This window comes from uncultured Brachyspira sp. (genome assembly GCF_944390595.1).
Classification (GTDB): Bacteria; Spirochaetota; Brachyspiria; order Brachyspirales; family Brachyspiraceae; genus Brachyspira.
Map to the genome: position 1 here is coordinate 1 of NZ_CALXRN010000176.1, position 4,527 is coordinate 4,527.

General features: G+C 28.9%; 4 protein-coding genes. All 4 read right to left on the bottom strand.

All coding sequences use genetic code 11. The annotated features are described in order from the left end of the window. Positions 1-842, bottom strand: an 842-nt coding sequence (locus tag Q0J90_RS10170) for an FAD-dependent oxidoreductase (RefSeq protein WP_297277792.1), incomplete at its 3' end; no start/stop codon positions are given. 168 nt (positions 843-1,010) lie between these two features. Then, positions 1,011-2,477: a helix-turn-helix domain-containing protein gene (locus tag Q0J90_RS10175; protein ID WP_297277793.1), complete on the bottom strand. Its 1,467-nt coding sequence runs from the start codon at positions 2,475-2,477 to the stop codon at positions 1,011-1,013. A 123-nt stretch (positions 2,478-2,600) separates the two neighbouring features. Next, complete coding sequence (locus tag Q0J90_RS10180) at positions 2,601-4,124, bottom strand: YifB family Mg chelatase-like AAA ATPase (protein WP_297277794.1); 1,524 nt, start codon at positions 4,122-4,124, stop codon at positions 2,601-2,603. Between the two features lie 83 nt (positions 4,125-4,207). Next, on the bottom strand, positions 4,208-4,527 hold a 320-nt coding region (locus Q0J90_RS10185; protein WP_297277795.1), incomplete at its 5' end, for an OmpA family protein.

Genomic DNA, 4,527 nt, shown 5'->3' on the forward strand with positions numbered 1-4,527 from the left:
CCGCATGCAAATACGCCTTCAATGTTAGTTTCCATTGTAGACATGTTTGTAACTATATGTCCAGTTTCTTTTAATTCTAAGCCAGTGTCTTTTAAGAAATGTGTTGCAGGCTCCTGACCTACGAATACAAATACACCGTCTACAGGCTGATCATGTACAGAACCATCTAATACATTTTTTATTTTTATGCTATTAACTTTACCGTCTCCGCAAATCTCATCTATTACAGAATCAAGTACATATTCTACTTTTCCAGTATCTGTTAAATGTTTTACGTTGATAGGCTCAGCTCTGAATTCTTTTCTTCTGTGAACTAAATATATTTTATTAACGAATCTAGTAAGGAAATAAGATTCATCAAAAGCACTGTTTCCGCCTCCTACTACAGCAACAGATTTGTTTCTATAGAAAGCACCATCGCAAGTAGCACAATAAGAAACACCTTTTCCAGCAAATTTTTCCTCACCATTAGCACCTAATTTTTTAGCAAAACCGCCCATAGCAAGTATTATTGTTTTTGTTTCATAAGTTTTACCGTCAGCAGTAATTACTTTTTTTATTTTATCTTTAATATTTTCTACTTTTATAACCTCATCATAAACTATAGGATTTTTAGAGAACTTTTCAGCATGCTGCTGCATTCTAGCTACAAGCTCAAAAGAACTCATTTCTTCAGGGAAACCTAAATAATTTTCAACAGTATCAGTGCTCATCATTTGTCCGCCGGCACCTTTTTTTTCTATTAGAAGAGAATTTGTTAAAGCTCTTCCTAAATATAACATAGCAGAAAGTCCTGCAGGTCCTCCGCCTATTATAATACTATCATATACATTTTCAGACATAGAAACACTCCTTTAATTATTAGTAATAATTATTATATAATATTGGCTATAAATAGTCAAGTTAGTATAATCAAACATTTTTTATTATTAAAAATGATTTTTTATATATCAAATCAAAACATTTTAATTATTTAAAATGTTTTTTATATATTAAAACAAAACATTTTATTATTTAAAATGTTTTTTTACATAGGCTATAATTTCGCTAGCATTAGCAATTTCTCTTGAGGAGTTTCCAACACGAATATAGAATTTTTCTTCTTTAGCACCTTGTTTATTAGTTATTTTAGTATAAACAGGCTCTCTTCCTTTGCTTATATATACTATACAAATATCTTTACCGTCTTCAACAATAAAATCAATTCTTATACCTTCAGCAGAAAATGCATTTCCATAATATGTTTCTATTAATGTTCTTAAATGCAGTTCAAAGAAATCCTGATTAGCATGCTTTAATGTAGAATAATCATGTTCAAGTCCTAGAATCTCGCCGTCATTTGAAATACCTATAAATAATCTTCCGCCTTCTGTGTTGCTGAATGCCGCAATAGATTTCATAATAACTTCTTCTAAGGCTTTATTAATTTTTTCTGTATTACTGTCATATCTCAAAGAAGATTTAAACTCTACATTTGTATTTTCACCAGCTTCAATAATCTTTTTTATGTCCATATGATTTCTTCTTAAATCTTCTATTATTCTTATATAATGTATAGCAAGCACAACTATCAATACAATAGTTACAACTACAAATACAATTAAAAATAATACTATAGGCACTTGTATTTTATTAATCAATGCTTTTTCAGGTATAATAATTCCAATTTCTATATTATTGTTTGCAACAGAAAAAGTTCCTTTATAACCCCAATAATTATTGTCTTTATATGAAACTTTCATCATATCTTCATTTGTTCCATTAAACTCTTCAGTCATAATATCAGCTATAGCTACATAATCCAAATTATTTATTTTATTATTGGTGTTGGAAGAATATGATATTGGAAAGGTAATTTTGCTGTTTCCTGTAACTAAATATGCATATATATCATCAATATCTTTAAGTTCAACTTCATTAAAATTGACATTGAATTGAGATATGTATTCAAATGCTATATTTTCATTTGCTATGTATATTAAATGTATATAAGGTTTTCCGTCTTTTATATAAAATGAGTCTATGCTTAACTGTTCAAAAGGTACAGAAGAATAGTTATGACTATTGTTGTTGGTGACAATATGTCCTACTACTTTATAGCCGTTTCCTTCTTTAGTTATTGACATGTAATTATTACCAACCTGCATAGCAGCTTTTTCTATAAATGTATGTTTTGGAAAAAAATTGGTTATAAGAATTTTATATGCCTCAGGAGCTTGATTAACTATATCAAATATAGGCGTCATTTGCATTGAAAAGTAATATGTAGGATAAAATATCTTGGAGTATTCTTCTACTATTGATGTTTTCACATCCTGAAAAAGAGATTTAAATATAAATTTAATTGGTACCGGACTTCTCATTTGAACATATACCAAAAATACTATGGAAAAGAACATTATTGCTATTAGTATATCTCTTAATATTCTATTCTTGAGCTCAGATTTAGATAAGAATCTGCCAGATACGATTTTCATGCTATATCCATTTTATACCTATATTGTGTATTCTAATAATAACATATATATTATATATTATCAACCTAAGTTAATAAAAATAGTTAAAATTATAGTATTACAAATATATTAAAATATAGTAAATTAATTTATATTAAATCTGTACTGCAAAGCCTCTGTTATATGATTTACTTCTATTATATCTTTATCCTCCAAATCAGCTATAGTTCTGGATACTTTTAATATCTTATCATAGCTTCTTGCACTCATTGAAAATCTTTCTATAGCAATGTTAAGAAGATTTCTAGCTTTATCATCCATTTTGCAGAATTTTTCAGTGTCCTTTATACCCATAGCTGAATTTGAAAATATTTTAAGTCCGTTTTCTTTGAATCTTTTTTCTTGTTTTTTTCTTGCCTCAACAACTATTTTACGCATAGAAGCAGAACTCTCTCCATCAGCTTTAGAAATGATTTTATTATAATCAACAGCACGTACTTCTATTGAAATGTCTATTCTATCCAGTATAGGACCTGAAAGTTTAGCTATATATCTTTTTCTTGCTATTTCTGAACATCGGCATGCATGCTTTTCATCTCCGTAATAACCGCATGGACATGGATTCATAGCAGCAATCAATGTAAAATTAGCAGGAAATGACATACTTCCATTAGCTCTGCTTATTGTAACAACTTTTTCTTCCATAGGCTCCCTTAAAGTTTGAAGTGCTGAGCTTTGAAACTCTACAAACTCATCAAGAAATAATACACCATTATGTGCCAAAGTTATTTCTCCAGCCTTTATATTTCTTCCTCCTCCAACAAGGCTTACATAAGAAGATGTATGATGAGGTATTCTAAATGGGCGTTTTTTTACTATAGGCATATCTTTTGATAAAAGTCCGTAGGAAGAATAAATTTTTGTAACTTCCAAAGCTTCTTCAAAAGTCAGAGGAGGCAATATTGTAGGTATTCTTTTTGCTATCAAAGTTTTTCCGCATCCTGGAGAACCTATCATTATAAAGTTGTGTCCTCCGGCTGCTGCTATCATTGCCGCACGTTTTGCATATTCCTGACCTTTAACATCTGAAAAATCTATATTTTCATTTTCATCGCTGTTAAAATTAAATTTTCCTTCGGATATAATAGGAGCTTTTTTTCCTTCGATAGCATCAATAGCATCTTTTAAAGTTTTAACCGGATATAAATTTAAACCATCAACTATATTAGCTTCTTCCATATTGTTAAATGGTATAATTGCATTTTTTATTCCTAATTCTTTAGCATTTAAAAGCATTGAGAATATTCCCTTTACTTCTCTCACACTTCCGTCCAATGCTAATTCACCAAGTATAATAGTTTTTTCCATAAAGTCGGAAAAAAATACTTGGGCACTTGATGAAAGTATGCCTAATGCAAAAGGCAAATCATACATGCTTCCTGTCTTCTTTAAATCAGCAGGTGCTAAATTGATAGTTATTCTTTTTGGCGGGAAAAATCTGTCGCTGTTATTTATTGCAGCAATTACTCTCTCTTTTGCTTCATTAACTGCTTGATCCGGAAGTCCTACAACATCAAATTTAGGCAAACCTTCAGATATATTTACTTCTATTATTATAGGTATTCCTTCTATTCCGTAAAGAGCTTCAGAGTATATTTTTGTATGCATATAAAACTCCATTATATTAATTTTTATATGCATATAGTTAAACAAATTTTTTTATTATTTTAAGCCGAAAAATGTATAAAAAATTATCTTTTTAATTTAATAGTATCAGTTTCATTTCTTTTTTTATATGCTTCTTCTTCATCAGCACTATTTATTATTACAAACTGACATTTTCTATCTTTTTCATTATTTTGAGAAGCACGTGTAGAACCATAACCTATATATCTTAGTCTTTTTCTATCTATACCTTTTGCTACTAATTTATTAAGTATAGTTCTTGCTCTGTTTTCAGATAATCTTATATTATAACTGTCGCTTCCTTTGCTGTCAGTATATCCTTCTATTATTAAATTAACATTTTTATTTTCATTTAAATATTTATATATTTCATTTATTCCATTGT